Origin of the sequence: Cupriavidus sp. H19C3 (assembly GCF_049393815.1) — a bacterium.
In the GTDB taxonomy this organism is placed as follows: Bacteria; Pseudomonadota; Gammaproteobacteria; order Burkholderiales; family Burkholderiaceae; genus Cupriavidus.
The window spans coordinates 3,236,316-3,262,405 of record NZ_CP184985.1 but is presented as its reverse complement, the minus strand read 5'-3'; the positions used below and the strand labels follow the sequence as shown (position 1 = coordinate 3,262,405).

Below are 26,090 nucleotides of genomic sequence, written 5' to 3'. Positions count from 1 at the left end.
CCCTGCTTGCCGCCATGCAGGAGATCGTCGGCCCTGGCAGTTGCCTGACCGACGCGGCCGACACCGAAGGCTATGTCACGGACTATCGGCGCCTGTACCGCGGCAAGTCGCCGCTGGTGGTCATGCCCGCCACCACCGATCAGGTCAGCCGCGTAATGGCGTGGTGCCACGCGCATGATGTGCCGGTGGTGCCGCAGGGCGGCAACACGTCGCTGATGGGTGGCGCGGTGCCCGACGACAGCGGCACCGCGGTGGTGATCAGCCTCAAGAAGATGCAGCGCGTGCTGGCGATCGACACCACCAACGACACCATGACGGTGGAGGCCGGCGTAACGCTCGCCGCCGCGCGTGCCGCGGCCGATGAGGCCGGGCGCCTGTTCCCGCTGCGCATCGGCTCGGAAGGCTCCTGTCAGATTGGCGGCAACCTGTCGACCAACGCGGGCGGCACGGCCGTGCTGCGCTACGGCAACATGCGCGACCTCGTGCTCGGCATCGAGGTGGTGCTGCCCGATGGCCGCGTGTTGTCGTCGCTCAAGGGCTTGCGCAAGGACAATACGGGCTACGACCTCAAGCACCTGTTTATCGGCGCCGAAGGGACGCTCGGCATCATCACGGGTGCGGTGCTCAAGCTGATGCCACAACCGCGTTCGACGGCGGTGGCCTTCGTCGCGGTACAGGACCCGGCCGCGGCGGTGGCCTTGCTCGGCCGCGCACGGGCGCTGTCGGGCGGCGCCGTCACGGCGTTCGAGCTGATCTCCGCGCCCGCGCTGGAACTCGTGCTCGAGTACCTTGGCGATATGCCCTCGCCGCTGGCAAGCCGGCACGAATGGATGGTGCTGATCGAACTGACGTCCGGCACCGACGAGGCGAGCCTGACCGCCACGCTGATGGAGATTCTCGAAGGCGGTCTCGAAAGCGGTCTGGTGGTCGACGCGGCAGTGGCGGCGAGCCTGGCCGATGTGCAGCAGTTCTGGCGCATCCGCGAAGAAATCTCGGACGCGCAGACACGCACCGGCGGCAGCATCAAATGCGATATCTCGGTGCCGGTGTCGCGCATCGCGCAGTTCATCGAGCGCGCCTCGGCGGAAGTGCTCGCGCTGGAGCCGGCCGCGCGCATGGTGATCTACGGCCACATGGGCGACGGCAACGTGCACTTCAACCCGCTGCGGCCGCGCGATCGCGACGCCAGGTCGTTTCTTGCGCAATGGTACAAGCCGGTCTCCGACCTCGTGGACGGCCTGGCCCATGCCGAGCATGGCTCGATCTCGGCCGAGCATGGCATCGGCGTGGCCAAGCGCGACGATCTGCTGCAGTACAAATCGTCGGTGGAGCTGGAGCTGATGTGGCAGGTCAAGCGCGCGCTCGACCCGAAGAACCTGCTGAACCCCGGGCGCCTGCTGCCGCGTATCGACTGACGGACCGGCATCGCCAGGCGAGACGACGCGGGCCCGGGGGCGGGCCGCTCCGAGGCTGCGCTACACTCGCGCTTCGCCCGTGGCATTCCGGTGCCCGGTGCCTGGCTCTGCCAGCTCTTTTCCGTCGAAGCGCCGTCTTGCCCACCTACACCCTCGCCTCTCCGGTTCACGCGGATATCGAAATCCGCAAGAGCCGCTTTATCGCACTGGCCGTGCCGGTGGCGGATCGTGACGCCGCCATGGCGGTGATCCAGCAGCTGCGCGCCGAACATCCCGCCGCCACGCACGTGTGCTGGGCGCTGCTGGCCGGTGGCCAGTCGGGCATGTCCGACGATGGCGAACCGTCGGGTACCGCCGGCCGGCCGATCCTCGAAGTGCTGCGCCATCATGATCTCGACGGCGTGCTGGCCGCCGTGGTGCGCTACTACGGCGGGGTCAAGCTCGGTGCCGGCGGTCTGGTGCGCGCTTATACGGATGCCATCGCGGGTGCGCTCAAGCAGGCGGTGCGCATCGAACGCATTGCCTACGCAACCCTCGCGATCGAGGTCGAGTACGCCGACGAACCCCGCGTGCGGCGCTGGCTGGAGCAGGCCGCCGATGACGGTTGCACGCTGGTGGACACGGCGTACGGCGCGCTCGCGCGGCTCGTGATCCGCCTGCCGGCGACATTGCGCGCGCAGGCCATCATCGCACTGCGCGACGCGACCCACGGACGGGCGCGGTTTCCCGACGACGGTGACGACAGCGGGCAAACGCAGCCATGAGCGAGCCCGAGACCTTCACCGCCACGTTCCTGCCCACCGATACCAGCTTCGAGGCACCGGCGGAGCTGAGCCTGCTCGAGGCCGGCCTGCTGGCGGGCCTGCCGCTGCCGAGCTCCTGCCGCAATGGCACCTGCCGCGCCTGCATGAGCAAGCTGCACGCGGGAACCGTACGCTATCGCATCGCCTGGCCCGGCCTCAGCCTCGACGAAAAGGAAGACGGCTTTATCCTGCCTTGCGTGGCATGTCCCACGGCCAATGTCGTGTTCGAACCGGTAGGTCCGGTCTGACGTGCTGGGGGCTGAAGGCCGAGAGTTGGAGGCTGAAGGCTGAAGGCTGGAGGCTGGAGGCTGGAGGCTGAAGGCTGAAGGCGCGGACCGCGGTCAGTCAGTCCCGCGCCCGTTCACCGAAAAAACCGCAAGGCAATCTTGAGCGCGTCGGGCCCGGTCGGATCGGAGAACGCCTGCCCGGGCGCGCCGCCGCTCCACGCATGGCGCAGGCCCTCCACCTTTACCAGCCGCAGGAACGGCCGCATGCCGGCCTGCCAGTCGAACACATCGATGGCACGACGCGTGCCGCGCCGTATGCGTTTGGGCGGCAGCGCCGCCGGCGGCGGCGAACCGGCCGGCAACAGGTCGAGCCAGAGCGCGGCCGCGCTGGTGGCATTGTCGTAGACCACCACCGTATCGTCGGCACCATGCAGCAACAGCAACGGCGGCGGGCGCCGTCCCGCCAGCGCACCGCGCGCGGCCAGCGCATCGGGACTGCGTTCGCCCCGCATGGCACGCGGGGCCTGCGCGGCATTGCTGGCACTGTAGGGCACGGCCCCCGAGTGCGAACCGATGGCGGCAAAACGGTCCGGATACCGCAAGCCAAGCATCATCGCCATGGCACCGCCGGCGGACAGACCGAAGGCGCAGACCCGTTCGCCGACGATCGCATAGCGCCGGCAGATATGGTCGATCATCGACATCAGCAGGGCTGCCTCGGCGGCACCGCGCGCGCCCGGCCGGAACCAGTTCCAGCATCGCTGGGAATTGGCCTGTACCGATTGTTCCGGCATCAGCACGACCCAGCGCGCATCGCGCGCGACGCTGGCCACGCGCGTACAGGCGGCAAAGCTGGCGGCATCCTGCCCGCAGCCATGCAGCAATACCAGCAACGGCGCGGGCCGTGCGGCACTGACCCCCGGGGGCACATACAGACGGTAGCGGCGCTGCGTGTGGCCGAGCCCGAGACCGAAGCCCCACAACCCTTCTTCCCAGAACCCGCCGCCGCGGCTGACCGGTGCCCGCGCCGGCGTGACCACGCCGGAGAGGGCCTGCCGTGCGGCCTTGCCCATGGCCTGGCCCACGGCCTTGCCCACGGCGGTGCTCTGCTGGCGCGCGCTGCGCAGGACGGTGTCGGTCACGCTACGCTGGAACTGGCGCGCGCTGCGCGCCGCCTGCTTGCCAAGCGTGGCCCAGAGTTTGGTGCCGCCCATGCGCCGCTTCAGCTTCATGCCGACTTCCCCCTCCGTTGATGACCGATCCCGTGGCCCGCGTGACGCCACGCGCCATGTTGTATCAGTGTGAAGCAGGAATATGTCAGCTTTTCGCGGCGGCGGGTGTCAGAGGCTGCCGCGCCACGCTGGATCGGCACCGCGCATGCGAAAGCCGGTGGTACCCGCCGACGCTTGCGTGCCGCGCCTGCCAGCCCCTAGCGGTCGTGTACCGCGCGGCTGTCGGCCGGCGCCTGCGCGCGCTCTTCCATGCCGTAGTCGCGCAATACCTGCGCCACACGGAGCCGATAGCCGGCGAACACACCGCCACGGCCGGCCTCCTGGGCACGACGATGCTCGAAGGTATTGCGCCATGCCTGCACGGCTTCCTCGTCGCGGAAGAACGATAGCGAAAGGATCTTGCCGGGGTTGGTCAGGCTCTGGAAACGCTCGACCGACAGGAATCCGTCCACCGTTTCCAGCACGGGCCGCAGGTGGGCGGCGAGATCCAGGTAGGCATTCTTCCTGCCTTCGGCAGGTTCGACTTCAAAGATGACGGCGATCATGGGATCTGTCTCGATTTATAGAAATAACGGTATGCGGGCGTTGACCGACGGTCGATAGCGGAACGCCTGCACCAGGCGTGCGGGCCGCACGCCATGGCGCAGCAGTCCCGCCACCGTACAGGTCGCGAGCACATGCGCGAGGGCTGCGCCCGGACACGCATGGCGGCCGTTGCCGAAGGTCCAGGGATGCGGCGCGGCAGCCTGCGTGGGATCGTACGACGCGGCGGCCAGCAGCACCAGCACGACGTCGCCGGCCTGCACCGGCGTGCCGCACAGCATGGCATCGGCGGCGAGAAAGCGGCGGGTATTCTGCACGGGCGGATCGGATCGTGCGACGTCGGCCACCAACCTGGCGAGATCGCCGGCATGGTCGGCGAGGCGCTCGACGGCGCCGTTATCGCCAGCACCACCATCGACGGCAGCAACGTCGCGCCCCAGCCGCACCAGGGTATTGCCCACCAGGCCCGCGGTCGCTTCGCAGGCCTGGACCATGAGACCGATTGCATTGGCCGTCAGCGTGGCGCGGCCCACATGTCCCGCAGGCTCGCCTGGCGCCGACGCGGCCTCGCACAGGCGGGCGTACAGCCCGTCCTGCGCATGCACCTGCGTGTCCATCCACTGCGTCAGCCAGCGCGCCGCGGCGACGCCGGCCTCCACCTCGGTTGCCGTGGCAAGCGGCGACATGGCTGCCGCGAAGGCCGCTACGCGCTCCGCCACCACCAGCGACACGTGGGCAGCGTCATCGCCGCCCAACGGCATGCCAAGCAGGTCCGCCATCGTCAGCACCGGCAGCGCGAACATCCAGCGATTGGCGGCACACGCATCGTCGCCGTCCACGTGCGGCAGCCCGGCGGCCATGCGCGTCGCGCGCCGTGTCGCCGCCGCAAGGTCGAGCCGCATCAACTGTTCCTGCAGGAGCGACTTCAACGGTCCATGCGCGGCGCCATCGTTCATGCGTACCAGGCTGCCGAACAACTGGCCGCCCGCATTGCCCGCCAGTGCCGGCGGCACCGGCTGCGCCACCGGCCGCACGCGGCATGCCGGATGCTCGAGTACGGCCGCCACTTCCGGCGCACCGGCGGCGACCCACAACTGCAATCGCTCGTGGCGGAAGAATGGCTGCTGCCGTGCCAGGGCGCGATAGTACGGGTATGGATCGGAATGGGTGACGGCGTCGATGGGGTCGGTTGGGTACATGATGGCAGTGGAAACAGGGCGGAGCCAGCGGATCGCATCAGCCGGTTCACTATGCCGGTACGACGCGGCCAAAGATTCACGGTGTCATGAAAGATCGAATGCGCGCGCGCGAGCCCGGCCCGCGCGCGCCGCGCCCTATAATCGGTAGCGCCCCCGTTCCATCACTTGCCTGGCATTAACACTTCGGAGACTGTCATGTCCGTCGACCTCGCCCACTTCACACCCGGCCTGTCGCTGGTCGGTGGGCTCATCATTGGCGCCGCCGCAGCGGTGCTGGTGCTTTTCAATGGCCGCATCGCCGGCATCAGTGGCATCCTGGGCGGCCTGCTTGGTGGTCTGTCTGGTGGCCTGCGCGGCGATGCGCTGTGGCGCATCGCATTCCTCGCCGGCATGATCGTCGCGCCGGTCATCGCCAGCCTGATCGGGCGGCCGCTCCTCGCCGATATCGACGCGAGCTGGGGCGCGGTGCTGGTCGCCGGCTTTCTGGTCGGCATCGGCACGCGCTACGCAAGCGGCTGCACCAGCGGCCATGGCGTGTGCGGCATTTCGCGCGGTTCGATCCGCTCGCTGGTCGCCACCGTGACCTTCATGGCGACGGGCTTCCTGACCGTGTTCGTGCAACGACACCTGATCGGAGGCTGAAAATGAGTGCTATTACTGCGCTGGTCGCCGGCCTGATCTTCGGCCTCGGCCTGATGGTGTCCGGCATGGCCAACCCGGCCAAGGTGCTCGGATTTCTCGACCTCGCCGGCACCTGGGATCCGTCGCTCGCCTTCGTCATGGCCGGCGCGATCGCCGTCGGCACGCTGGCCTTTGCCATGGCAAAGCGCCGCACCCGCTCGCTGCTCGGGTTTCCCATGCAATTGCCGGGCAATACGGTCGTGACCTTTCGCCTGGTCGCCGGCAGCGCCCTGTTCGGCATCGGTTGGGGCGTCGCCGGCTTCTGCCCCGGCCCCGCACTGGTCGCGCTGGGTGCCGGGTATCCCAAGGCCGTTGGCTTCGTTGCCGCCATGGTGGCGGGCATGCTGGTGTTCGAGCTCGTCGAACGAACCAGGACGCGCATGCAACACGCCTGAGTTGCCACGCCTGCATCCGGCGCCTGCCCCTCGCTGCGCGCCGGCCGGCTTCCCCCAGGGCACGCCAGCCTCCCACCTTGCGCGCGCCCTTCCGCTTAAGTTTCCCAACAGAAAACACTTCTTGCGAGTACGCGCCGCGGTTTCCACGCTGGCGATCGTGGTGCCGACGCGCACTCGTCTAGTGCTGGCGCACCCTTAACAGGCACGGATACCGGCTATTTCTGGCCTTTCCATGTGATGAGTGCGCCCACGAATTCCCGCTTTCCCATACCCGGCGTGGCCTGGCATAGGTCATGCGTACAGGCGATCGCAGTAAACATCGGGAAACTTTGGGAAACCTGTGGGAGTGCCATCGTGACTTATCCAACTGCCGTCTCGACGCCGATCCCGGCCGTCGCCGAATCCTCCAACCTCGCGCGCGTGCTCTTTGCGAGCTCCGTTGGCACCATCATCGAGTGGTACGACTTTCTGATCTACGGCACTGCTGCCGCGCTGATCTTCAACAAGCTGTTTTTTCCCGCCGCCGACCCCACGCTGGGAACGCTCGCCGCACTGGGTAGCGCCGCAGTGGGCTTTCTCGCGCGGCCGTTTGGCGGCGCCGTATTCGGCTTCATGGGCGACCGGCTCGGCCGCAAGTCCATGCTGCTGATGTCGTTGCTCTTGATGGGCGTGGGCACCTTTGCCATCGGACTGCTGCCCACTTATCAGCAGATCGGCATCTGGGCGCCGATCCTGCTGGTATTGCTGCGCATCGTGCAGGGCATCGGCCTGGGCGGCGAATGGGGCGGCGCCGCACTCATGGTGCTGGAACACTCGCCCAGGCACCGGCGCGGCCTCTACGGCAGCCTCGTCCAGGTTGGCTTTCCGCTTGGACTGATCCTCTCCACGGCAGTGTTCTGGGCCGTATCTTCGTTGCCGGAAGACGCGCTGATGAGCTGGGGCTGGCGTGTGCCGTTCCTTGCCAGCATCGTGCTGGTCGGGCTCGGCAGCTTTGTCCGCATGCGCATCACCGAGTCTCCGGTCTTCGAGGAAATGAAGGCGAACAACGAGATCGCGGCCAATCCGCTCAAGGAGGTGTTTACGCGCCACCGCAAGTCTTTCCTGGTGGCGATCGGCCTCAAGCTGTGCGAGGTGTCCTGGGTCTATCTCCTGACGGTCTTCCTGGTGGTCTACGCCACCACGCACCTCGGCTTGCCCAAGAAGGCGATGCTCAACGCCATCTTTATCGCCGCGGTGATCGAGGTTTTCATCATGCCGCTGTTCGGACTGCTGGCCGACCGCATCGGCCGGCGCCCGCTGTTCTTTATCGGCACCGGCTTCACCGTTCTCTTTGCCTACCCGCTGTTCTGGATGGTCGACACCCGCGACCCGGTCATGATCGTGACCGCCATCTCGCTCGCGCTGATTCTCGGCCAGGGCATGATGTTCGGCATCGAGGCCACCTATTTCCCGGAGCTGTTCGGCGCCCGGGCGCGCTATACGGGCGCCTCGTTCGGCTTCCAGGTGGCGGCGGCCATCGGCGGCGGGCTCACGCCGCTCGCGGCGACCTTGCTGGTGGAGAAGCTGGGCGGCACCGCGGGGGTCTCGTGGCTGCTGATCGGCGTGGCGGTCATCACCTTCGTTGCCGCGCTGTTTGCCCGGGAAACCCGCCATACCTCCATCTCCCAGGCGTAGCGCCGCGCCGGCCGCGACGACTTGCCGCGTCGCTGGCGGCAAGTGCGTACACCTGCTAGACTAATGTTTCCCATTGGACAACTTACGCAATTGCGAGTTGTCTTCAGGCGTTGCAAACCAACCTTTCGAACATGTCGCAAATTTCCACTCTCCGTACCGACCACGCGCCGGCAGCGGTCGGGCCCTACGCGCAAGGCGTACGGCTTGGCGATCTGGTGTTCTGCTCGGGGCAGTTGCCCATCGATCCCGTGACGGGCGAGATCCCGGCCGATGTCGAGGCCCAGACGCGGCAGTCGCTCTCCAACGTCGCGGCGGTACTCGCGGCCGGCGGCGCGGGACTGGCCAGCGTGGTCAAGACCACCGTCTTCCTGAAGGACATGAACCAGTTCGCCGCGATGAACGCGGTCTACCAGCAGTGCTTTGGCGACACCGTGCCAGCGCGCTCGACCATCGAGGTCGCGCGCCTGCCGCGCGACGTGCTGGTGGAAGTCGAAGCCATCGCCGCCGTGCTGCCGCGGGAGACGCAACCATGATGCGGTGGAGCGGTGGTCGGCTGCGCCATATTCATATCGCGCCATCCGCGTCGTACGAGATGGAAGAACTCCAGCGCGCGGAGCTGGTGGCCGGCAAGGGCATCGTCGGCGACCGCTATTTTCTCGGCACCGGCACCTATTCGCCGAAACCCGACGTGCGCGAGGTCACGCTGTTCGCGACGGAAGTCCTCGATGCACTGGCGCGCAACGATCCGCCGCTGCAGCAGGGTCCGCTGATTCTCAAACCCGAGGAGCACCGCCGCAATCTCACCGTGTCCGGCGTGCCGCTCGACTTCCTGGTCGGCAAGCGCTTCCGCGTGGGGAACGTGGTGCTCAAGGGCGGACGCCTCAACTTCCCCTGCAAGTATCTGGAGGAACTGCTTGGCATGCCGCTCTATCTGCCGCTGTACAACCGTTCCGGGCTCAACTGCTCGATCGTGGAAGGGGGATGGATCCAGCAAGGCGATCCGATCGAACCCCTCGACGACTGACTCACGCACCGACTGCCTAACGCCACACGCACCATGTCTGCACGCATCATCATGAAACTTGTCGTCGACAGCATCAGCGACGACACCCCCGATGTCCGCGTCATCACGTTGCGGCATCCCCGGCGCCCGGCGCTGCCCGCGGCCGAGCCCGGCGCCCATGTGGACGTCCATATCCCGGGCGGCAAGATTCGCCAGTATTCGCTCTGCAACGATCCGGCGGCGCCGGGGCACTATCGCATCGCGGTCAAACGCGAGGCGGACGGGCGCGGCGGCTCGCGGTGGCTGCATGAGGAACTGGCGCCCGGCATGGAACTCCCGGTCACGGCACCGCGCAACAACTTCGGTCTGGCGCGCGATGCGGCACGGCATGTCTTTGTCGCCGGTGGCATCGGCATTACACCGTTCGTCTCGATGGTGCGGCACCTGGGTGCCACGGGCGGCGACTTCACGCTCCACTACTGTGCCCAGAGCGCTGCCACGGCGCCGCTATACGCGGAACTCGCAACGCTCTGCCAGCCTGGACAGCTGCGTGGCTGGTTCAGCCGCGCCCCCGGTGGACGACGCTTCGATGCAACCACCCTGCCAGGTCCGGAGCCGGGCACGCACATCTACTGTTGCGGCCCTGCGGGCCTGGTCGAAGCGGTCCGCGCAGCGACCGCCCATTGGCCCGCCGAGCAGATCCATTTCGAGGTGTTCGCGCCAGCGCCGGACGAGAACTTCAAACCCGAGCCGTTCGATATCCGGGTCGCCTCCACCGGCGAGGTGATTCGCGTACCGGCGCACGAATCCGCGCTGAGTGTATTGCGCGAGCGTGGCTTTCCGCTGGCGGCGTCATGCGAGATGGGCGTATGCGGATCGTGCGTGTGCGGGTATAGCGACGGCATCGTGATTCACCGCGACGCCTTCCTCGATGCCTCGCGCCGGCAGGAAAAGCTGGCCCTGTGCGTGTCCCGCGCGCGCGTCAGCGTTACGCTGGACGTCTAGCGGGGGTCGCTTCGCCGAACGCGGGCGGTCCGGCACGCGCGGCCCGCGGCGCGCGGACTTCCCCACCTGCGGCAGCGACCGGGATTTTGGCGGTGCGCGCGGGAGGCGGTAAACTTGCGTGCAACTCAGGCAACCCGCAGTGCACGCATGAAACCAGCCCGTATCCCAAAAGGCAAACGACGGTCATCGCCGGCGGCGGCAACATCCGCGCCTGCCGTCGCCTCCAACGACGGCGACGTCGGTCAGGATGGCGGCAGCGACTCGGCCCATGGCGCGCTGGGCCGGCGCCTGCGGCAGCATCGGCTCGAGGCAAGGATGACGCTGGCCGAAGTTGCCGAGCGTTGCGGCTTCGGCAAGGCCTACCTGTCGCGGATCGAGAACGGCAGGAAGGTACCGCCGATCGCCACCCTGGCCCGCATCGCGGCGGTACTGAACGTCGAGCCCGGCACCTTGCTGGCGGAAAGCGGCGGCCAGGGAGCGCCAGCGCCCGCATGGCGCGGTGTCAGTGTGGTCAGGCACGACGAACATCGTCCCACCGTGCTCGGCGGCACCGCGTTCGGCTACAACTACCTGTCCGTCAGCAACGCCTCGCACGGCCGCGCGCTGCAACCGTTCCTGTTCAGTTTTCCCGAGGAAATCGACAAGTACGTGTTCTTCGAGCACGACGGCGAGGAGTTGATCCACGTGCTGGAAGGCAAGCTCGAATGGCAGATCGGCATGGACAAGTACGTGCTGGAGCCCGGCGACACCATCCACTTCGACTCACGCATCCCCCACCGCGGCCGCAGCCTGTCCGGCTCCACCAAGGCGTTGATGGTGATGTACGCACCGGCTACGGACAAGGAGACCCTGGCCTGAACGCCGGATCGCAACCCCGGATCCACCAGCCAGTATTCCGTGGCGGAAACTATTGCGCATAAAACTTCATTAGCCCCCGTGCCATCCGTCGCGGATACTCGTTGCGACCAAGTCCGGAAACAAGGGGAGGATGGAATGAAGAATGCTGCAAGGAAAGCGGTGGCCTGTGCCGCCATGGGCCTGTTCGCACTGGGGTCGGCGCTGGGGTCGGCGGTGGCCCATGCTGCCTGGCCGGAGAAGCCGGTGCGCCTGATCGTGCCGACCGCACCGGGCGGCGCGCCCGACATCGTGGCGCGGCTGTTTGGCGATGCGCTGTCGCGACGGCTGGGCCAGACCGTGGTGGTGGAGAACCGTCCCGGCGCCGGCGGAAACATCGGCATGCAAGCCCTGATGGCCGCGCCGGCCGATGGCTACACCATCGCCTATGGCAACAATGCAACGCTCTCCACCAACCGTTTCCTGTACCAGAAGCTGCCCTACGACCCGGACAAGCTGGTGCCGATCGTCGGACTGGTGACGACGTTCAACATCCTTGCCGTCAATCCTTCGCTGCCAGTGAAGTCGACGCAGGAGCTGATCGCCTACGCGCGCGCGCATCCCGGCCAGCTGTCGATGGGCTCGGCCGGCAACGGGACCACCAGCCATCTGGGCGGCGAACTGTTCAAGGTCATGGCCAACCTGAATATCACCCACGTGCCATACAAGGGCAGCACGCCGGCCCTGCAGGACCTCGTGGGCAACAACGTGCAGTTGATGTTCGACAACGTGCCGTCGATCGGACCGTATGTCGCCTCGCATCGGCTGCGCGCGCTCGCGGTGACATCGAGCAGGCGGTCGCCGCAATATCCCGATCTGCCGACCATGGCCGAGGCCGGCCTGGCCGGCTATGAGCTGACCGCCTGGGCGGGCCTCGTCGCCGCCCCCGGCATACCGGCCGAGGCGGCCGAGCGTCTGAACCGCGAAGTCAACGCCGTCATTCGCGATCCCGCGTTTCGTGCCCAGCTGGACAAGCTGTCGTTCGAGCCACTGGGTGGCAGCCAGCGCGACTTCCAGACCCTGATCTCGTCCGAGACCGTGAAGTTTGGCGAACTCGTGCGCAAGAGCGGCGCCAAGGTCGACTGAGGAAACGCACGATGGCAATGCAATACGACCTCATCATTCGCCATGGCGACCTGATCGACGGCACCGGCGCCCCGCGGCGCACCGCCGATATCGCCATCCGTCATGGCGAAATCGCAGCGATCGGCGATCTTGGCGGCGCGCACGCGCAAACCGAAATCGATGCGCGCGGACTCGCGGTGGCGCCAGGATTCATCGACACCCACACGCACGACGACTGGATGGTGTTCCAGTCCCCCGAGATGCTGTCGAAGGTAACCCAGGGTGTCACCACCATCATCGCCGGCAATTGCGGCATCAGCCTGTTTCCGCTGGTGACCGACACCATCCCGCCGGCGCCGCTCGACATCATGCGCGGCGGCTACCGGTTCGAATCGGTGCAGGCCTACCGCGAAGCATTTGCCGAACATCCGGCAGCCGTCAACGTCGCGGTGCTGGTCGGTCAATCCACGCTGCGCGCCCGGCACGTGAAGCAACTGGTCGCGCCGGCCAGCGCGCACGAGACCGAGCTGATGCGCCGCGATGTGGAAACCGCGCTGCGCGAGGGCGCGATCGGCGTGTCGACCGGCACCTTCTATCCGCCGTCCTCGGCCGCGCCGGAAGACGAAATCGTGCGCATGTGCGAGCCGATGCGACGCCTCGGTGGCGTGCTGGTCTCGCATATGCGCGACGAAAGCGACCGGGTGCGCGAGTCGATCGACGAAACCGCGCGCATCGGCAAGGCACTCGGGGTCTCCACGGTGATCTCGCATCACAAGCTGGTCGGCAAGCAGAACCATGGACGCAGTCGCGAAACGCTGGCCCAGATCGGCGAGCTGGCTCGCACCATGCCGCTCTGCCTCGACTGCTATCCCTATGCGGCATCGTCCACCATGCTGCGCCCCGAGCGCGTCACGCAATGCGACCGCATTCTCATCACGTGGTCGGCCACGCATCCCGAGGCCGCCGGGCGCTATCTGGAAGACCTCGCGGAGGAATGGGGTCGTCCGCGCCGGGAAGTTGCGCAGGCCCTGCTGCCGGGCGGAGCCGTGTACTTCATCATGGATGAAGGCGACGTGCGCGATATCCTCGCGTACCCGGACACCATGGTGGGCTCCGACGGGATTCCATCCGACGAGACGCCGCATCCGCGGCTGTGGGGCACGTTTCCGCGCGTGCTTGGCCTTTACTCGCGGGAGCTGGGCCTGTTTCCGCTGGAACGCGCGGTACACAAGATGACGGGACTGGCGGCCCAACGCTTTGGGCTCGAACGCCGCGGTGAACTGCGCATCGGCCATGTCGCGGACATCACCGTGTTCGATCCCGCCACGATCCAGGATCGCGCCACCTTCGAAGATCCGCGGCAGCCGGCAGTGGGCGTGCGCCATGTGCTGGTGGCGGGCGTGGCGACGCTGTGCGATGGCGTTCCCGTCAGCGCCCGTCCCGGGCGCTTCGTCACGTCCACGCTGGTCAAGACCGACGCACGGGCCGGTGCGAGCGCCGCCGCACCGGCCTGACCGCCTGGCGCGGCACCGCGCCGGCGCGCCTCCGGCCAACCGCCGACTACTCGCTGGCGCCTTGTTCCTGCAGCCACGCAATGAACGTCTGCATCGCCGGACTGTCGAGTTTCTCTTCGAGGCAAACGAAGTAGTAGGACTTGGGGGACACGTACGGCACCGACCCCAGGCGCAGCAGGCGGCCCGCGCGAATGTCGTCACCGGCCACGTAGTCCGGCAGCAGCGCCACCCCCATGCCGCTCACGGCAGCCTGCAGCCCCATCGTCAGCAGGCCATAGCGCGGCCCGTCGTCGGGGTTCTCCAGCTTGACGCCCATCTGCCGCAGATAGGCGGGCCATGCTTCCAGCGCCGCGTTCTGGTGCAGCAATGGCAGGCGCTTCAATGCCCTGGCCAGCGTGCCGCCACCGGGCAACAGGTCGGGCGCGCAGACCGGATAAAGCTCCAGCGGCATGACCTTGCGCGCGAAATGCCGCGGCGGCGGCCCCGCGCAGTACATGATGGCCGCGTCGAGCGCGGCGCTTTCCAGATCGACCGGGCCGACCTTGGTGGTGACGTTGAGCTGGATATGCGGTTGTTCCTTGGCGAATCGCAGCAGCCGCGGCAGCAACCAGATATTGCCCAGCGATACTGGCACCGACAGGTTGAGCCGGCCACCGGCCGCACGGCCGGACTGGACCTCGAGCGTGGCTTCTTCGAGCATCGCCAGCACCTTGCGCACGCTCTTGAGGTATTCCTCGCCTACCGGCGTGGGTACCACCGCCCCCTTGCGCCGGTTGAGCAGGCGCGTTCCCAGAAAGTCCTCCAGCTCGGTGATCTGCTTGCTCACCGCGCTTTGCGTCAGGCACAACTCCCCGGACGCCCCGGTGACGCTGCCCAGACGGGCAGTCGCTTCCAGGGCGAGCAGGTTCGCGAGCGCGGGCAGATGACGACCGGTGGTGCTCTTCATGCGAGGGGACGTGATGGGGACACGGTAGCGGGGAACACGCGCAGATTGTCGGCCATTTATTCCGCGAAGGAAAGAACGTACGACAAAACGTCGATTGCCCGCGGCGCCGCAGGTCGACAACATGCCAGCGGGGCGGACCAGCCCTGACTCGGCTGCCTTCGTATCCAACCATTTCATCCAGCGCCTCCCGTCACCGCTTGAGACACCGCATGACCGCGTACCCGCATACCGACTTCGACCCCTTCGAACGCTCGCTCTCCGAGCTGGCGGCCGCCCTGCACACGGGCCGCACCAGCGCCCAGGCGCTGGCCTCCGCATGTCTCGCACGCATCGATGCGTTCGACCGGAACGGCCCCGCCATCAACGCCATCAGCGGCATTCACCCCACGCTCATGGCGGAAGCGCGCGCACTCGACGACGAACGCCGTACGCGCGGTCCACGCAGCGCGTTGCATGGCATGCCGATGGTAGTGAAGGACAATATCGACACCGTCGGCATGCCGACCACCGCCGGTTGCGCTGCCCTGGCGCAGGCATTTCCGCATGCCGACGCCGCGTGCGTGGCCCGTCTGCGCGCCGCGGGCGCATTCGTGCTGGCCAAGGCCAATATGTCGGAACTGGCGGCATCCAATGGCCGCTTCGGCTATAGCTCGGCCAGCGGCCTGACGCTCAATCCATACCGGCTGTCGCGCAATGCCAGCGGCTCCAGCAGCGGCACCGGCGCGGCGGTCGCCGCCAGCTTTGCGGCGTTCGGGCTGGGCACCGATTCCTTTGGCTCGGTACGGGGCCCGGCATGCGTGCACGCGCTGGCGGGCTTGCGGCCCACCCATGGGCTGCTCGACAACACCGGCGTGCTGCCGCTGGCGTCCGCCTTCGATACCGTGGGCCCCATGGGCCGATACGTGGCCGATATCGAGCTGGTCATGGACGTACTGGCGCCCGGTCATGGCTTCGGCGCGCAACCCGCCACCCTGGCATCGCGACGTGTGGCGGTCGTCGTGAACCTCGGGGGCGGCAACGCGGAAGTCGACGCATTGTTTGCGCAGGCAGTCACGGCAATGCAAGCGGCCGGCGCCGCAACGTGTGAGGTCAGGTTACCCAACGCCCTGCTTTGTCTCTATGCAGACCTGCTCGGAGAGATGACCCGGTCGCAGTGGGCACGCGAACTGGACCGCTACCTCATGCATGGCCCGGAGCACAGTCCGCGCAGCGCGACCGAACTGGTGGCCCGCATCGACGCCGCCGCCACCGCCGCCGCCAGCGCGCACCCGACCAACCCGCTGACGCTGGCGGCGTTGCGGCACGCCGTCGCCACCCGCGACCAGCCAGCAGGGACCGATGCGGCTGCCCTGCAACGCGTGCGTCATGTGGTCGAGGGTATCTTCGCCATGCATGAGGCCGACGCACTGGTCTTTCCCACCCAGGCCTGCCCCGCCTCGCCGCGCTTCGATATGCCGGACGACCCGAGCTTCCATTGCCGCGCCCCGCAACCCCTGGCGGCCATGCATATTGCCAGCGCCACCGGCCTGCCCGAAGTCAGTGTGCCGATGGGCTTTACCGCCGCCGGCGTGCCCGCCGGCATCTCCTGGCTTGGACGCGCGGGCACCGACGCCGCTCTGCTCGCGATGGCGGCGGCATTCGAGCAGGTCACGCGGCATCGTCGGCCGCCCACGCACACGCCTGCATGGCGATCGGCGGGTCAGGTGCGCGGGTGACCCTCTCGACGTGTCCTCCGCGACGACAGTCATGACCGCCGCGTACACGGTGAGGACACCGCCGCGGCTGCGCAGCTCGCCAGCTTGCATGGTTCGACGATGACGGCGCATGGCCGTGCCAGCGCGCCTGTCATCGAGCAACGCGCCGCCGTGCATGGCGCATGCCATGTCGTGGCACACGCTTTGCATCAATGCGGGCAGACGAGGAGAACAACATGTCGTTTGATATCAGATATGACGCGCAGTACGCCATCCTGACCCTGAACCGGCCGGAGGCGCGCAATGCCCTGCAGTTCACCATGATCGAAGCCATCTCCTATGCGCTCGACCAGATCGCCGCGTCGCCGGCGCGCGCGCTGATCGTGACCGGCGCCGGTGCCAGGTCATTTTGCGCCGGCGCCGATATCAAGGAATTGCTGGAGCGCGACCTTGCCAGCCAGCGCCGCGGTGCCCAGCTTGGGCAACGGACCTTCGCCAAGCTCGCAGACCTGCCGATCCCGTCGGTTGCCGTCATACACGGCCATGCCTTCGGCGGTGGCCTGGAACTCGCGATGGCGTGTACGTTCCGCATCGCCACCGTGCACGGCCGCATGGGACTGCCCGAGATCAAGCTGGGCCTGATTCCCGGCTACGGGGGCACCCAGCGCCTGTCCCGCCTGGTGGGCGAAGCGCGCGCGCTGGAACTGGCGATGTCCGGACGGACCATCGACGCGATCGAGGCGGAGCGCTGGGGCCTGGTCAACCGGGTGGTGGCGGATGGCGACCCCGTCGAGCTGGGCAAGACCTTTATGGCCGAATTTACCGGCTTCAGCCGCTGCGCCTCGCGGTTTGCGCGAGAGGCGGTAAGACGCGGGATGGACACCACGCTGGCGGCGGGCCTCGACATCGAGGCCGATCTCTCGACGCTCGCCTACCAGACCCAGGATGCCGAGGAGGGCATGCGTGCCTTCCTCGACAAGCGGGCGCCGGTGTTCAAGGATGCATGATCGCGATCGCGCCCCCTTGCCATGAACCTGCTGCAACGTATCGATGCCAGACTGCCGCTGTCCACCGAGGAGCGCATGTTGCTCGACAGCGTCAAGTCCCTCTGCGCCACGCGCATCGCACCCCGTGCGGCCGACTATGACCGTCTTGGCGTGTTTCCCTGGGACAACGTCAGGGCCATCAACGAACTCGGCCTCAATGCCATGTTCATTCCCGAGGCCCATGACGGCATGCCGCTCTCCTTTGTCGCCTACCTCGCCTGCGTGCGCGAGATCGCCAAGGCCTGCGCATCGACCGGCATCATCTGGGCCACCAACTTCCATGCGGCCAAGCCACTGATCGAGTATGGCAACGAGGAGCAGAAGCATCGCTTTCTGCCACGCATCGCCCGGGGAGCGCTGGCGTCCCTCGCCATCACCGAACCGTCCGCCGGCTCCGATGCGACCGGCATGCAGACGCGCTTCACGCCCGATGGCGACCATATCGTCATCGAGGGCGGCAAGACCTTTATCACCAATGGCGATGTTGCCGACCTCTATCTGGTGTTCGGCAAGTGGGCGGAAATCGAAGACTCGCGCCAGGCGATCTCCGCCCTGGTGCTCGAGAAGGGAACCGATGGCCTGCGCGTGGTCGGTACCGAGCACAAGATGGGGACGCGCGCCTCGGGCACGGCAACCCTGGCGCTCGACGCATGCCGGGTGCCACGGGCCAACCTCGTTGGCGCGCCAGGCGACGGCCTGCGCATTCTGTTTGGTTCCCTCAACCGTTCGCGTCCGAGCATTGCCGCGCACGCACTCGGCATCGCGCGTGCCGCGTTCGAAGACGCCGTCGCCTACATCAACGAGCGTCGACAATCCGGCAGGCGCATCCTCGAGTTCCAGGGCATCCAGTTCATGCTGGCCGACATGGCGAGCGAACTGGCGCTGTGCGAGTCGTGGCTATGGCGGGTCGGCGAACTGATCGATGCCGGCGAGGCGGACTTCGGCATCGAAGCCTCGATGCTCAAGCAGCGCGCGACCGATGCCGCGATGCGGATCACCACCGATGCGGTGCAACTGCTCGGCGGCTATGGTTACTGCAGCGACTACCGCGTCGAGCGCCTGATGCGCGATGCCAAGATTACGCAGATCTGGGAAGGAACCAATCAGATCCACCGCCAGCTCATCGGCCGGAGCTTCCTGACCCCGCGACGCGCATGACGCGCGGATGCCGACATCGCGCTGGCTACAATAAGGCATCCTGACATGGCGCCGCCCTTTGCCGGCGGCGCGCCGGCGCGCCCCATGCATACCGACCTGAAGCAGCTCCGTTACTTCGTTGCCCTTGCCGACACGCTCAGTTTCACCGCCGCCGCGAGCAAGTTGCGCATGACGCAGCCCGCGCTGAGTATCGCCATCCAGCGACTGGAGGAGAGCATGGGGGTGGAACTGCTGCGCCGGACCAGCCGGATGGTGGAACTGACGGCGGCGGGGGAAGCGTACGCCAAGGGGGCGCGTGACGTCCTCGCGCTGATGGACCAGGTGGAGCGCACCGCCGTCGAGGTCGCCTCGGGCCGCGAGGGCCTGTGCCGCATCGGCTTTGTCCAGTCGTCCTCGTTCGACGTGGTGCCGCCCGTGTTGAAGGCGTTGCAGGAGACCACGGGCAAGATCAAGCTGGAGCTGCACGAGTCGACCTCCACCGACCAGTTGATCGGCCTGAGCGATGGCAAGCTGGACGTTGGCCTGATCCGCCAGGCGATCCATGGCTTTGCCGGCATTTCGCTGCAACACGTGCATGAGCAGCGCATGGTGGCCGCGCTGCCCGCCTCGCATCGGCTGGCTCGCGCAGCCACGTTGCCGCTGTCGGCGCTCAGGGACGAAGTGTTTGTCATGGTGCCCGACCGACGGTCCCCGGCGTTGAACGCGCGCGTGCTGGCGGCCTGCGCCGACGCGGGATTTCAGCCCCACACCTCGCTCGAGGTGGTCGAGATGGCCACCATCCTGCCCTTCGTGGGCGAAGGGCTCGGGGTGTCACTGCTGCCCGCCAACTGCCGCCGTTTTGCCGACCGCGCCGTCGCGCTGGTCGATCTGGAGGACACCAGCGAGCATCTCAGCCTGCCGTTGTTCCTCGCATGGCGAAAGCGCGAGAAGGACCCCGCCGTGCGGCGCGTGCTCGACGTGGCGAAAGCGGCGATCAGGAACCTGTCGACGCCTTAGGCGCTCAGCACGACCACACGCCGGCATCCGGCCGCAACGTGGCACCTTCATAGCGGTAGCCTGGCTCGGCGTCGTGCGCCAGCAGGAGCGGTCCATCGAGATGGACCATTTCCGCGAACTGGGCCAGCACGATGCCAGGCGCCATCGACAGCGACGAGCCGACCATGCAGCCCACCATGACACGCAAGCCGGCCGCGCGCGCGGTAGCCGCCATGCGCAGCGCTTCGGTGAGCCCGCCGGCCTTGTCCAGCTTGAGGTTCGCGAACGCGTATTTACCGACCAGCGACGGTATCGAGCGCTCGTCCCGACACGATTCGTCCGCGGCCAGCGGGACCGGGCTGGCAAACATCCGCAGCGCCTCGTCCGCGCCCGCCGGGAGCGGCTGTTCCAGCAACTCCACACCCAGCGCGGCAAATTCGCGCAGATAGGCGTGCAGGTGTCCGACAGTCCAGGACTCGTTGGCATCCGCGATGATCCGTGCCGAGGGCATTGCCTGTCTCACTGCCCGCACGCGCGCATCGTCGCCATCGCCACCGAGCTTGAGCTTCAGGAGCGGCATATCCCCGCACGCCAACGCCTGCCTGGCCATGACTTCGGGCGTGTCGAGGCTGATCGTGAACGCGGTAGTGACCGGCTGCAGCGGCCCCGGCAGGTTCGCATAAGTGGCCACCGGCACCCCGGTAAGCCGGGAACGCAGGTCCCACAGCGCGCAGTCGACCGCATTGCGCGCGGAGCCCGGCGGTAGCGCCGCCTGCAACGCGGTGAGGTCCATGCCGGCTTCGACGTCATCTCGCACACGTTGCAGCTCGGCGAGTACCGAGGCTACCGTCTCGCCATAGTGCGCATACGGGACGCATTCCCCGCGCCCGATCACAGCGCCCTCCCGGATCGTCACTTCGACCGTGTGCGCCTCGGTCTTGGCGCCCCGGCTGATGCGGAACACGCCGCGGATGGGGAAGATTCGGTGCTCGATGCACATGGTGCGCTGCGTCATCAGAAATGCCTTCCGGTAGCAGGCGAGCCGCTTCGGATCGCCGTGATGGATCTCTCGATTGGAGCATGGTCAGCTATAAATCGCCCAAATGGATCCATAGCATTTGCAGCGCGGTTCTCTTCTCATACTTCCGTCCATCGAGCGACACCAGGGCGGCAGCGAACGGCGCACGCCAACGCTTCACAAGAGGAGACCGGAGCATGACACAAAACATCGAGACCGTCGGGATTGGCTTCCACTGGAACGACCTGCCGGTGGGACGGACCTTCAAGACCGTCGGCCGCACCGTATTCGAAGCGGACATCGTCAATTTCATCGGCTGCACCGGGCAGCAGGAAGTCCTGTTCAACAATCTTGAGTTCCTCGCGAGGGAATCCGCGATTCAAGGCCGGGTGGCACCCGGCGCGCTGGTATTCGCCTTTGCCGAAGGGCTGCTCGTGCAGTCGACGATGCAGGGCACGGGCTTCGCGTTCCTCAACATGGAGCTCAATATCAAGGGACCGGTGCTGGTGGGCGACACCATCCACGTCGAGTGCGAGGTCCTCGAGTGCCGCGCCAGCAATAGCCGCCCGGGATTCGGCATCGTGCGCACGCGCAACCATATCGTCAACCAGCGGGGCGAGATCGTACAGACCTACACGCCGTTGCGGCTGATCAAGGGACGTCACGGAGCACAGTGATGGCAACCGCAACCAGCGACGTGTTCGATCCGCAGCGCACGCCGAGCGGTCCGCTCGCGGGCCTGCGCGTGGTCGATCTCACGATCAACGTCCTCGGCCCGGTATGCACGCAGATTCTTGGCGACATGGGCGCGGATGTGATCAAGATCGAATCGCCCGATGGCGACCAGAACCGGCATAACGGCCCCGCGCGCAACCCCGGCATGTCGGCGTTCTACCTGATCATGAACCGCAACAAGCGTAGCGTCGTGCTGGATCTGAAGACACCGGCGGGCCTGGAAGCCCTCATGCGGATCGTGGAGACCGCCGACGTCTTCGTCCACAGTCTCCGTCCCGGCGCCGCGGAGCGGCTCGGCATCACCTACGAACGGATCCGCGAACGCAATCCGGGCATCGTCTATGCCTCGGCCCCGGGATTTCGGGGCGACGGGCCCCGGCGCGACGCTCCCGCGTTCGACGACATCATCCAGGGCGCATGCGGCCTGGCCGATCTCAACCGCGACGCGGACGGCGCCCCCCGCTATTTTCCGACCGTGATCGCGGACAAGCTGTGCGGCTACGTCCTTGCCTCGTCGATCGCCATGGCGTTGTTTCACCGCGAGCGCAGCGGCACCGGCCAGAAGGTCGAGGTGCCGATGTATGAAACGATGCTGCAGTTCTGCTTCTTCGAGCATCTGTGGGAAGGCGTATTCGGGCACGAGGACGCCAGGCTGGGCTATAGCCGCATGCTGTCCCCGAATCGCAAGCCTTATCCCACCAGCGACGGCTACATCTGCGTGCTTGCCGTCAACGATATCCAGTGGCGGCGGCTCCTGGTGGCGACGGACCTGGAATCCTTGACACGCGAGCCCCGCTTCGCCGACATGTCCGCGCGGATGCGCAACATCGACGAGCTCTACGGCTGCCTCGGCCAGCGCCTGCTGACGAAGTCGACGGCCGAGTGGATGGAGATCTTTGCCCGCCACGATGTCGCGTGCGGCCCGCTGAAGACCGTCGACGCGCTCCCGAAGGATGAATATCTCGTCAGCACGAACTTCTTCCAGACCTACCTGCACCCTTCGGAAGGCGAGCTCGTCATGACCGCCAATCCGATCACCTTCTCGGCGTCGCCGGTCAACCATCGATATCCACCGCCGCGCCCGGGCGAGCACACCGAGGAAGTGCTGCGAAGCGTCGGCTGCGCCAGCACACCGCAAGGATCGACGTAGCATCAGGCGCGCCATCGACCGGCGCGACCTGCACAACAAACAGATAACGGAGACTGATCATGAAAACCCGGATCCAGCACCTTGCCGCGGGCATCGCGCTCTGTGCAATGCCTTTCCTCACAGCGGCGGCCGAATTTCCGCGCAAACCCCTGCGCTTTGTGGTGCCCTTTACCGCTGGCAGCAGTACCGACCTGATTGCGCGGGCGGTCGGCAACAGCATCGCCAGGGAAACCGGCGAGGCCGTGGTGGTGGACAACAAGCCTGGCGCCAACGGCTTTATCGGCGCGCTCGCGGTGGCGAAGGCCGCGCCAGACGGCTATACGGTGTTCATAACCACCAACACCACCCACGCCGCCAATCAATCGCTGTTCCGCAAGCTGCCGTACGACCCGGTCAGGGATTTCACGCCGCTGACGGGGCTGGCCAAAGGCAGTCTCGTCATGGTCGTAAGCCCGGCTTCGTCGGCGAAGGATGTGCATGCATTGATTGCCGACGCCAAGGCCGCGCCCGGCAAGCTTGCTTATGCCAGTGGCACATCGTCGAGCCAGGTGGCCTCGGAATTGCTGAAGAGCATGACCGGCATCGACGTGACCCCGATCGCCTACAAGAGCAACCCACCCGCGCTGCAGGATCTGATGGGCGGCCAGGTGCAAATGATGATGGCTGACATTCCCACCGCGCTGCCGCTCATCAAGGGAGGCAAGCTGCGGGCGCTGGCGGTATCGAGCAGGGCCCGTTCGAAACTCCTGCCCGACACACCGACGCTCGACGAGGCCGGCGTAAAGGGCTATGAATTGACGTACTGGTTCGCGGCCTATGCCCCCGCGCAGATCCCGGCCGCGATTCAGGAACGCCTCAACCAGCTCATCACAAGCGCCCTGCGCACGGCCGAGGTCCAGCAGATCCTCGACAACGGTGGCCTCGCGCCGTATCCGACCACGCCTGCGGAGCTCTCAAGGTTCCAGGCCAGCGAGACCCTGAAGTGGGCGGAAATCATCAAGACGGCAAAGATGGAGCAGCAATAGTTCCCGCCGCCGCCACCGCGCAACACGCTTACCTTACTGCCCCTGAGCCCGCTCAGCCAACCGCCCCGGCATGGTGTCATCATGCACGATAAAGATGGCGTCCTGTTACTGGACGCAGATGCGACTACGCTGCTTGCCACCGGCATCGCGCGAGACAGCCGCATCGCAATGCCGCTGTCCCGGATGTGGGCCGATCGACGCCGTCTGCCCGTCCGGAAGATGTTCTCGCTGAGCGAAGGCGGGACGCCCGTGGTGGTCGGCGCGATGCCGTCCTCCGACGGCGTGCTGTTCGTGGTGCTATGCAGCGGCCGGGCCGGCGCCCTCGGCGCCCTCGACGATATCCTCGCTCGCCTTGGCCGGATGTGCGCCACGGCCGAGGGCAGCGATGCCACCGACGGACATCCTGGTTCCGCCCGCGACACCGGCGGCGACGGTAATGGCGACGGCGGTGCCCGGTACGACCTCGATCACATCGTGGGCGACAGCGTCGCGGTACGGCTGCTGAAGGCCGACATCCTGCGTATCGCCCCGCTCGACGTGCCGGTACTGCTGATCGGGGAAAGCGGTACGGGCAAGGAAATGGTGGCGCACGCCATTCATCGCCTGAGCGGCAGATGCGGCAAGCCGATGGTATTGCTGAATGCCGCGGCGATGCCGCCGAGCCTGGTGGAAAGCGAGCTCTTCGGCTATGAGGGCGGCGCCTTTACCGGTGCTGACCGCAAGGGCCGCAAGGGCAAGTTCGAGGCCGCCGACATGGGTACGCTGTTTCTCGACGAAATCGGCGATATGCCGGTCGACACCCAGGTGAAGCTGCTACGGGTCCTGCAGGACGGCCGCTTCGAACGGCTTGGGGACGACCAGCCACGGCACTCGGACTTCCGCCTCATCTCGGCGAGCCACCGCGATTTCCGCTCGATGATCGCCGCGACGCAGTTCCGCCTGGACCTGTTCTACCGGATCAGCGCCGTCACGCTCAGGGTGCCGCCGCTGCGCGAACGGGCCGACGATATTCCGGCGCTGGTCGATACCTTCCTGGCATCGTTTGCCGCGCGTCACCGCGTGGCAAGGAAGCGCGTGCATGCGGGCGCGCTTGCCTGGCTCGCATCCATGGACTGGCCGGGAAACATCCGCCAGCTGCAGCATGCCGTCGAGCGTGCCGCCATCTTCGGCGACGGCACTGTGCTCGATGTGCACGACTTCCGCCATCTCGACGACTGGGCCGCGCCGTCCCTGCCGGCGGAACCCGACGGGGCGCCGCGCATCGCCGGGCCGCGCGTTATCCGCGAGGCACAGAGCCGACTCGAGACCGAACTCATCCTGCGGGCCATGCAAAGCACCGGCGGCAACAAGAAACGCGCCGCGGCCGCGCTCGGCATTTCGCGGTCCTACCTGTACAAGCGGCTCGACCAGATCGCCGCCGCGTAACGGGCCTACCGAATTCTTCTGATGACATACCTCACATGACGGCGTCCCCTTGGCTTCCTGTTCAAGATGCCGGTTCCGGTCTGGCCTGCCTGGCGGGCGTCAGGATCGTGGACTTCACCACCTCGGTCGCCGGTCCCTATGGCACCTTGCTGCTCGCCGACCTCGGCGCCGACGTCGTCAAGGTGGAACGGCGCGGCAGCGGCGATGACACGCGTAGCTGGGGGCCGCCGTTTCTCGACGGCGAGTCCCTGTGGTTCCTGAGCATGAACCGCAACAAGCAGAGCATCACCATCGACCTGCTCCAGCCCGAGGGACGCGCGCTGGCGCACGCCCTCGTGCAGCAGGCGGATATCGTGGTCCTGAATACCACGCAACGCGTGCAGGAGAAGCTCGGCCTCGATTTCGGCACGCTCCGGGCCCTCAATCCGCGCCTGATCCACGTGTCGGTGACCGGCTTCGGCCTGGCCGGCGAACGGGCCGACCTGCCGTGCTACGACCTGATCGCCGAAGGCTACTCCGGGATCATGCACCTGACCGGCCAGGCCGACCGGCCACCGCAGAAGGTCGGCACGCCGGCCGCCGATCTGCTGTCCGGACAGGACGTCGCGATGGCCGCGCTGGCGGCGCTATGCGAACGTGAGCGCACGGGCCAGGGCAAACAGATCGATATATCGATGGTGGCGACGATGTCACGCTTCATGACCCCGCGCATCGTGCCTTATCTCGGCTCGGGCGAGGCGCCCACCCGTTCGGGCGGTACCGATTCGGTCATCGCCATTTACCAGGTGTTCGATACCGCCGATTTCCCGCTTACGCTGGGGTTGGGCAATGACGCAATCTGGGAGCGCTTCTGGATGGCGGTCGGGCAACCCGACCGAGGCAGGCAGCCCGCCTTCGACACCAATGCAAAGCGGCGTGATGCTCGGCCACGGCTCGTGGCAGCCATTGCGGAGTTGCTGGCCACCCGACCGCGCGCGCATTGGCTCGACCTGTTTGCCGCACACCGCATTCCCGCCGGCCCGATCTACAGCATCGAACAACTGGTGGCGGACGCTCCGCTGCGCGCCAGCGGGCTCTTCTTTGCCGCCCACGGTACCGCCGGCATGGTGCCGCAGGTCGGCCTGGGCATTCGCTTCGACGGCGCCAGCGACGTGCTGCGCCGCCCACCCCCTGCTCTCGGGCAGGACACCCACCGCATTCTCGCGGACCGGCTCGGCCTGCCGGCGAGCCGCATCGCCGCACTTATCGACTCACACATCGTCTAGGAG

The 26,090-nt window shown here is 67.0% G+C and carries 26 protein-coding genes; 21 read left to right on the top strand and 5 right to left on the bottom strand.

Annotated elements, in window-relative coordinates; translation table 11 throughout:
• Positions 1–14 precede the first annotated feature (14 nt).
• The 3 genes from DFLDMN_RS15035 (at position 15) to DFLDMN_RS15025 (ending at position 2,466) form a co-directional block, all read left to right on the top strand.
• The gene (locus tag DFLDMN_RS15035; RefSeq protein ID WP_423198431.1) at positions 15–1,415 is read left to right on the top strand and encodes an FAD-binding oxidoreductase; all 1,401 of its coding nucleotides are present in this window, start codon (positions 15–17) and stop codon (positions 1,413–1,415) included.
• A gap of 137 nt (positions 1,416–1,552) precedes the next feature.
• Complete coding sequence (locus DFLDMN_RS15030; protein ID WP_423195717.1) at positions 1,553–2,179, top strand: IMPACT family protein; 627 nt, start codon at positions 1,553–1,555, stop codon at positions 2,177–2,179.
• Positions 2,176–2,466, top strand: a complete 291-nt coding sequence (locus DFLDMN_RS15025; protein ID WP_423195716.1) for a 2Fe-2S iron-sulfur cluster-binding protein — start codon at positions 2,176–2,178, stop codon at positions 2,464–2,466. Before DFLDMN_RS15030 ends, DFLDMN_RS15025 begins: the two co-directional genes overlap by 4 nt.
• A 113-nt stretch (positions 2,467–2,579) precedes the next feature.
• Here DFLDMN_RS15025 and DFLDMN_RS15020 read toward each other — a convergent pair whose 3' ends face one another.
• The 3 genes from DFLDMN_RS15020 to DFLDMN_RS15010 form a co-directional block, all read right to left on the bottom strand.
• Entirely contained in the window at positions 2,580–3,671 is a 1,092-nt protein-coding gene (locus DFLDMN_RS15020; protein WP_423198430.1) for an alpha/beta hydrolase family esterase, read from the bottom strand.
• A 203-nt stretch (positions 3,672–3,874) separates the two neighbouring features.
• Positions 3,875–4,222 carry an antibiotic biosynthesis monooxygenase family protein gene (locus tag DFLDMN_RS15015; RefSeq protein ID WP_423195715.1) on the bottom strand — a complete coding sequence of 116 codons (348 nt, stop codon included), beginning with the start codon at positions 4,220–4,222 and terminating at the stop codon, positions 3,875–3,877.
• A gap of 15 nt (positions 4,223–4,237) precedes the next feature.
• Complete coding sequence (locus DFLDMN_RS15010; protein ID WP_423195714.1) at positions 4,238–5,419, bottom strand: cytochrome P450; 1,182 nt, start codon at positions 5,417–5,419, stop codon at positions 4,238–4,240.
• 195 nt (positions 5,420–5,614) lie between these two features.
• Between DFLDMN_RS15010 and DFLDMN_RS15005 the strand changes: the two genes are divergently transcribed.
• The 9 genes from DFLDMN_RS15005 to DFLDMN_RS14965 all read left to right on the top strand — a co-directional run bounded on the left by DFLDMN_RS15005 (position 5,615) and on the right by DFLDMN_RS14965 (position 13,650).
• On the top strand, positions 5,615–6,061 hold the full coding sequence (locus tag DFLDMN_RS15005; RefSeq protein ID WP_423195713.1) for a YeeE/YedE family protein: 447 nt from the start codon (positions 5,615–5,617) through the stop codon (positions 6,059–6,061).
• Positions 6,062–6,063: 2 nt separating this feature from the next.
• Positions 6,064–6,495: a DUF6691 family protein gene (locus tag DFLDMN_RS15000; protein WP_423195712.1), complete on the top strand. Its 432-nt coding sequence runs from the start codon at positions 6,064–6,066 to the stop codon at positions 6,493–6,495.
• A 354-nt stretch (positions 6,496–6,849) separates the two neighbouring features.
• Positions 6,850–8,169: an MFS transporter gene (locus DFLDMN_RS14995; RefSeq protein WP_423195711.1), complete on the top strand. Its 1,320-nt coding sequence runs from the start codon at positions 6,850–6,852 to the stop codon at positions 8,167–8,169.
• Between the two features lie 131 nt (positions 8,170–8,300).
• Positions 8,301–8,702 carry a Rid family detoxifying hydrolase gene (locus DFLDMN_RS14990; protein WP_423195710.1) on the top strand — a complete coding sequence of 134 codons (402 nt, stop codon included), beginning with the start codon at positions 8,301–8,303 and terminating at the stop codon, positions 8,700–8,702.
• Positions 8,699–9,193, top strand: a complete 495-nt coding sequence (locus DFLDMN_RS14985) for an MOSC domain-containing protein (protein ID WP_423195709.1) — start codon at positions 8,699–8,701, stop codon at positions 9,191–9,193. Before DFLDMN_RS14990 ends, DFLDMN_RS14985 begins: the two co-directional genes overlap by 4 nt.
• Positions 9,194–9,244: 51 nt before the next feature.
• Complete coding sequence (locus DFLDMN_RS14980) at positions 9,245–10,177, top strand: PDR/VanB family oxidoreductase (RefSeq protein WP_423195708.1); 933 nt, start codon at positions 9,245–9,247, stop codon at positions 10,175–10,177.
• A gap of 147 nt (positions 10,178–10,324) precedes the next feature.
• Complete coding sequence (locus DFLDMN_RS14975) at positions 10,325–11,035, top strand: helix-turn-helix domain-containing protein (RefSeq protein WP_423195707.1); 711 nt, start codon at positions 10,325–10,327, stop codon at positions 11,033–11,035.
• Positions 11,036–11,170: 135 nt separating this feature from the next.
• A complete protein-coding gene (locus DFLDMN_RS14970; protein ID WP_423195706.1) occupies positions 11,171–12,157 on the top strand; it encodes a Bug family tripartite tricarboxylate transporter substrate binding protein in 987 nt (328 codons plus the stop codon).
• Between the two features lie 17 nt (positions 12,158–12,174).
• Positions 12,175–13,650: an N-acyl-D-amino-acid deacylase family protein gene (locus DFLDMN_RS14965; RefSeq protein ID WP_423198429.1), complete on the top strand. Its 1,476-nt coding sequence runs from the start codon at positions 12,175–12,177 to the stop codon at positions 13,648–13,650.
• Positions 13,651–13,696: 46 nt separating this feature from the next.
• On the opposite strand, the gene DFLDMN_RS14960 is transcribed toward DFLDMN_RS14965, so the two are convergent.
• Positions 13,697–14,596, bottom strand: coding sequence for a LysR substrate-binding domain-containing protein (locus tag DFLDMN_RS14960; protein WP_423195705.1), 900 nt, complete (start codon positions 14,594–14,596; stop codon positions 13,697–13,699).
• Between the two features lie 209 nt (positions 14,597–14,805).
• Between DFLDMN_RS14960 and DFLDMN_RS14955 the strand changes: the two genes are divergently transcribed.
• The 4 genes from DFLDMN_RS14955 to DFLDMN_RS14940 all read left to right on the top strand — a co-directional run bounded on the left by DFLDMN_RS14955 (position 14,806) and on the right by DFLDMN_RS14940 (position 19,490).
• Positions 14,806–16,311 (top strand): amidase family protein, encoded by a 1,506-nt coding sequence (locus DFLDMN_RS14955; protein ID WP_423195704.1) that lies wholly within the window; start codon positions 14,806–14,808, stop codon positions 16,309–16,311.
• A 215-nt stretch (positions 16,312–16,526) separates the two neighbouring features.
• On the top strand, positions 16,527–17,297 hold the full coding sequence (locus DFLDMN_RS14950) for an enoyl-CoA hydratase/isomerase family protein (protein ID WP_423195703.1): 771 nt from the start codon (positions 16,527–16,529) through the stop codon (positions 17,295–17,297).
• Positions 17,298–17,318: 21 nt separating this feature from the next.
• Positions 17,319–18,494, top strand: coding sequence for an acyl-CoA dehydrogenase family protein (locus DFLDMN_RS14945; RefSeq protein WP_423195702.1), 1,176 nt, complete (start codon positions 17,319–17,321; stop codon positions 18,492–18,494).
• Between the two features lie 45 nt (positions 18,495–18,539).
• The gene (locus DFLDMN_RS14940) at positions 18,540–19,490 is read left to right on the top strand and encodes a LysR substrate-binding domain-containing protein (RefSeq protein ID WP_423195701.1); all 951 of its coding nucleotides are present in this window, start codon (positions 18,540–18,542) and stop codon (positions 19,488–19,490) included.
• A 4-nt stretch (positions 19,491–19,494) separates the two neighbouring features.
• On the opposite strand, the gene dgcA is transcribed toward DFLDMN_RS14940, so the two are convergent.
• A complete protein-coding gene (dgcA, locus tag DFLDMN_RS14935) occupies positions 19,495–20,484 on the bottom strand; it encodes an N-acetyl-D-Glu racemase DgcA (protein WP_423195700.1) in 990 nt (329 codons plus the stop codon).
• Positions 20,485–20,684: 200 nt separating this feature from the next.
• On the opposite strand from dgcA, the gene DFLDMN_RS14930 reads away from it, so the two are divergent.
• From DFLDMN_RS14930 to DFLDMN_RS14910, 5 genes are all read left to right on the top strand, one after another.
• On the top strand, positions 20,685–21,164 hold the full coding sequence (locus DFLDMN_RS14930) for a MaoC family dehydratase (RefSeq protein ID WP_423195699.1): 480 nt from the start codon (positions 20,685–20,687) through the stop codon (positions 21,162–21,164).
• On the top strand, positions 21,164–22,372 hold the full coding sequence (locus tag DFLDMN_RS14925; RefSeq protein ID WP_423195698.1) for a CaiB/BaiF CoA transferase family protein: 1,209 nt from the start codon (positions 21,164–21,166) through the stop codon (positions 22,370–22,372). Before DFLDMN_RS14930 ends, DFLDMN_RS14925 begins: the two co-directional genes overlap by 1 nt.
• A gap of 59 nt (positions 22,373–22,431) precedes the next feature.
• Positions 22,432–23,397 carry a Bug family tripartite tricarboxylate transporter substrate binding protein gene (locus tag DFLDMN_RS14920; RefSeq protein WP_423195697.1) on the top strand — a complete coding sequence of 322 codons (966 nt, stop codon included), beginning with the start codon at positions 22,432–22,434 and terminating at the stop codon, positions 23,395–23,397.
• Positions 23,398–23,478: 81 nt separating this feature from the next.
• The gene (locus tag DFLDMN_RS14915; RefSeq protein ID WP_423195696.1) at positions 23,479–24,822 is read left to right on the top strand and encodes a sigma-54 interaction domain-containing protein; all 1,344 of its coding nucleotides are present in this window, start codon (positions 23,479–23,481) and stop codon (positions 24,820–24,822) included.
• A 35-nt stretch (positions 24,823–24,857) separates the two neighbouring features.
• Entirely contained in the window at positions 24,858–26,087 is a 1,230-nt protein-coding gene (locus tag DFLDMN_RS14910) for a CaiB/BaiF CoA transferase family protein (protein WP_423195695.1), read from the top strand.
• The last annotated feature ends 3 nt before the right edge of the window (positions 26,088–26,090 follow it).

Excerpts from the sequence above, each read along its gene's own strand:
- DFLDMN_RS15015 (WP_423195715.1), bottom strand. The coding sequence starts at position 4,222 with ATGATCGCCGTCATCTTTGAAGTCGAACCTGCCGAAGGCAGGAAGAAT.
- DFLDMN_RS14965 (WP_423198429.1), top strand. The coding sequence starts at position 12,175 with ATGCAATACGACCTCATCATTCGCCATGGCGACCTGATCGACGGCACC.
- DFLDMN_RS15035 (WP_423198431.1), top strand. The coding sequence starts at position 15 with ATGCAGGAGATCGTCGGCCCTGGCAGTTGCCTGACCGACGCGGCCGAC.
- DFLDMN_RS14945 (WP_423195702.1), top strand. The coding sequence starts at position 17,319 with ATGAACCTGCTGCAACGTATCGATGCCAGACTGCCGCTGTCCACCGAG.
- DFLDMN_RS14955 (WP_423195704.1), top strand. The coding sequence starts at position 14,806 with ATGACCGCGTACCCGCATACCGACTTCGACCCCTTCGAACGCTCGCTC.
- DFLDMN_RS14990 (WP_423195710.1), top strand. The coding sequence starts at position 8,301 with ATGTCGCAAATTTCCACTCTCCGTACCGACCACGCGCCGGCAGCGGTC.
- DFLDMN_RS15025 (WP_423195716.1), top strand. The coding sequence starts at position 2,176 with ATGAGCGAGCCCGAGACCTTCACCGCCACGTTCCTGCCCACCGATACC.
- DFLDMN_RS14915 (WP_423195696.1), top strand. The coding sequence starts at position 23,479 with ATGCACGATAAAGATGGCGTCCTGTTACTGGACGCAGATGCGACTACG.
- DFLDMN_RS14910 (WP_423195695.1), top strand. The coding sequence starts at position 24,858 with ATGACGGCGTCCCCTTGGCTTCCTGTTCAAGATGCCGGTTCCGGTCTG.
- DFLDMN_RS14970 (WP_423195706.1), top strand. The coding sequence starts at position 11,171 with ATGAAGAATGCTGCAAGGAAAGCGGTGGCCTGTGCCGCCATGGGCCTG.
- DFLDMN_RS15010 (WP_423195714.1), bottom strand. The coding sequence starts at position 5,419 with ATGTACCCAACCGACCCCATCGACGCCGTCACCCATTCCGATCCATAC.
- DFLDMN_RS14920 (WP_423195697.1), top strand. The coding sequence starts at position 22,432 with ATGAAAACCCGGATCCAGCACCTTGCCGCGGGCATCGCGCTCTGTGCA.
- DFLDMN_RS14940 (WP_423195701.1), top strand. The coding sequence starts at position 18,540 with ATGGCGCCGCCCTTTGCCGGCGGCGCGCCGGCGCGCCCCATGCATACC.
- DFLDMN_RS15000 (WP_423195712.1), top strand. The coding sequence starts at position 6,064 with ATGAGTGCTATTACTGCGCTGGTCGCCGGCCTGATCTTCGGCCTCGGC.
- DFLDMN_RS14950 (WP_423195703.1), top strand. The coding sequence starts at position 16,527 with ATGTCGTTTGATATCAGATATGACGCGCAGTACGCCATCCTGACCCTG.
- dgcA (WP_423195700.1), bottom strand. The coding sequence starts at position 20,484 with ATGACGCAGCGCACCATGTGCATCGAGCACCGAATCTTCCCCATCCGC.
- DFLDMN_RS14925 (WP_423195698.1), top strand. The coding sequence starts at position 21,164 with ATGGCAACCGCAACCAGCGACGTGTTCGATCCGCAGCGCACGCCGAGC.
- DFLDMN_RS14960 (WP_423195705.1), bottom strand. The coding sequence starts at position 14,596 with ATGAAGAGCACCACCGGTCGTCATCTGCCCGCGCTCGCGAACCTGCTC.
- DFLDMN_RS15005 (WP_423195713.1), top strand. The coding sequence starts at position 5,615 with ATGTCCGTCGACCTCGCCCACTTCACACCCGGCCTGTCGCTGGTCGGT.
- DFLDMN_RS14980 (WP_423195708.1), top strand. The coding sequence starts at position 9,245 with ATGAAACTTGTCGTCGACAGCATCAGCGACGACACCCCCGATGTCCGC.
- DFLDMN_RS14985 (WP_423195709.1), top strand. The coding sequence starts at position 8,699 with ATGATGCGGTGGAGCGGTGGTCGGCTGCGCCATATTCATATCGCGCCA.
- DFLDMN_RS14975 (WP_423195707.1), top strand. The coding sequence starts at position 10,325 with ATGAAACCAGCCCGTATCCCAAAAGGCAAACGACGGTCATCGCCGGCG.
- DFLDMN_RS14930 (WP_423195699.1), top strand. The coding sequence starts at position 20,685 with ATGACACAAAACATCGAGACCGTCGGGATTGGCTTCCACTGGAACGAC.